This is a genomic window from Hydrogenophaga sp., assembly GCF_026125825.1.
In the GTDB taxonomy this organism is placed as follows: Bacteria; Pseudomonadota; Gammaproteobacteria; order Burkholderiales; family Burkholderiaceae_C; genus Hydrogenophaga.
Genome location: NZ_JAHCKK010000209.1, coordinates 1 through 1,959 on the forward strand (window position 1 = coordinate 1; position 1,959 = coordinate 1,959).

Sequence of the window (1,959 nt, forward strand, 5' to 3'; positions counted from 1 at the left end):
ACCACCACGCCCATGGCATGGTCGAAGAACACGCGCTCGCCCAGCTTGGCGCCCGGATGGATCTCGATGCCGGTCAGCCAGCGCGACAGGTGCGAGATGAACCGACCCAGCCACTTGAAGCCGTGGTTCCAGCACCAGTGCGCCGGCCGGTGCAGCCAGACGGCGTGCAGACCGGGGTAGCAGGTGATCACCTCCCAGGTGCTGCGCGCGGCCGGGTCGCGGTCAAGCACGCACTGGATGTCGGAGCGGATGCGGTCGAACATATGCCGGCAGTCTATCGCTTCGCCTTGTCGGCGACTTGCAGCATGGCCTTGGCGACACCTCGAAGAATGTGGATTTCCTCGTCGCTGGGCGCGGCCCGGTTGAAAAGCTGGTTCAGGCGCGGCATGAGCTTCTTGGGCGCTTCGGGATCGAGAAAATCCACCGCCACCAGCGCGCGCTCCAGGTGTTCGAGCATGCCGCCCAGGGCCCGCGCATCGGCCTGGGGCCGCTCGGCCACCAGCGGGGGCGCTCCGAAGCCACCGAGCGCCTGGCGCCAGTCGTAGGCGATCAGCTGCACGGCCGCGGCCAGATTGAGTGAGCCGAAGGTCGGCGCGGTGGGGATGCTCAGCGCCACGTGGCATCGGTACACGTCTTCGTTGCGCATGCCAAAACGCTCCGACCCGAAGAGGAAGACCACCCCCTGCGGCGGATCGCCCGCACCCAGCAGCTGTGCGAAGTGCTCTCGCGGGGCGCGCGTGGGCGGACCGAAGTCGCGCGGGGTCATGGCGGTGGCGCAGAGGTGGCTCATGCCCTCCAGCGCCTCGTCCAGCGTGTCCACGATGCGCGCCTTGGCCAGCACGTCGTTGGCCCCGCTGGCGCGCTGGATGGTCTCCTCGCGGCGCAGCACATTGGCCCAGCGCGGTTGCACCAGCACCAGGTCGTCGAAACCCATGACTTTCATGGCGCGGGCGACACCGCCCACATTGCCGGCGTGGCTGGTCTGGATCAGGACAAAACGGGTGCGCATGCGAAAAAGGGCGGGGACGGTAAAATCACCGGTATTGTCGCCGCCCGCATCGCCCGGCTGCGTCACCCGCTCTTCCACCACAGCCGCGCCCTGCCCCGCGCAGCGCGCCAAGGTTCACAATTCATGTCGTCCACACTCCACCCCATGCTCAACGTGGCCATCAAGGCCGCACGCACCGCAGGTACCCTCATCAACCGCGCCGCGCTGGACGTGGAGTCGGTCCGGGTCTCCGTCAAACAGACCAACGACTTCGTGACCGAGGTCGACCAGGCCGCCGAGGCCGCGATCATCGACACGCTGCTCACCGCCTACCCCGACCACGCCATCTGGGCCGAGGAATCGGGCCAGCGCGCAGGCCGGCATGGCGGCGCAGACCACGTCTGGATCATCGACCCGCTGGACGGCACCACCAACTTCATCCACGGCTTCCCGGTCTACTGCGTGAGCATCGCGCTCATGGTGGGCAACCGGCTGGAGCAGGCCGTTGTCTACGACCCCTCGCGCAACGACCTGTTCTGCGCCACGCGTGGTCGCGGCGCCTACCTCAACGACCGCCGCATCCGCGTGGCCAAGCGCACCACGCTGCGCGACTGCCTGATCTCCACCGGTTTTCCGTTCCGCCCGGGCGACGCCTTCCAGACCTACCTGCAGATGTTCGGCGACGTGATGCCGCGCGTGGCCGGCGTGCGCCGCCCCGGCTCGGCCGCACTTGACCTGGCCTACGTGGCCGCGGGCTTCACCGATGGCTTCTTTGAAATGGGCCTCTCGCCCTGGGACGTCGCCGCAGGCGCGCTCCTGGTCACCGAAGCCGGTGGCCTGGTGGGCAACTTCACCGGCGAGTCCGACTTCCTCGAACAGAAGGAATGCCTGGCCGCCAACCCCAAGATCTACGGCCAGCTGGTCGGCCTGACCGGCAAGTACAGCAAGTTCGCGAGTGCGGGCGACAAGGC

The 1,959-nt window shown here is 68.0% G+C and carries 3 protein-coding genes; 1 reads left to right on the top strand and 2 read right to left on the bottom strand.

Annotation, left to right across the window (positions count from 1 at the left end; genetic code table 11):
- On the bottom strand, positions 1–263 hold a 263-nt coding region (locus KIT86_RS24990; protein ID WP_367185477.1), incomplete at its 3' end, for a serine O-acetyltransferase.
- 11 nt (positions 264–274) lie between these two features.
- Positions 275–1,009, bottom strand: coding sequence for an RNA methyltransferase (locus tag KIT86_RS24995; protein ID WP_297403429.1), 735 nt, complete (start codon positions 1,007–1,009; stop codon positions 275–277).
- Positions 1,010–1,132: 123 nt separating this feature from the next.
- Here KIT86_RS24995 and KIT86_RS25000 point away from each other — a divergent pair.
- Positions 1,133–1,959, top strand: an 827-nt coding sequence (locus KIT86_RS25000) for an inositol monophosphatase family protein (RefSeq protein ID WP_297403431.1), incomplete at its 3' end; no start/stop codon positions are given.

Bases quoted from the DNA above. Each gene is read 5' to 3' on its own strand.
- KIT86_RS24995 (WP_297403429.1), bottom strand. From the start codon at position 1,009: ATGCGCACCCGTTTTGTCCTGATCCAGACCAGCCACGCCGGCAATGTG.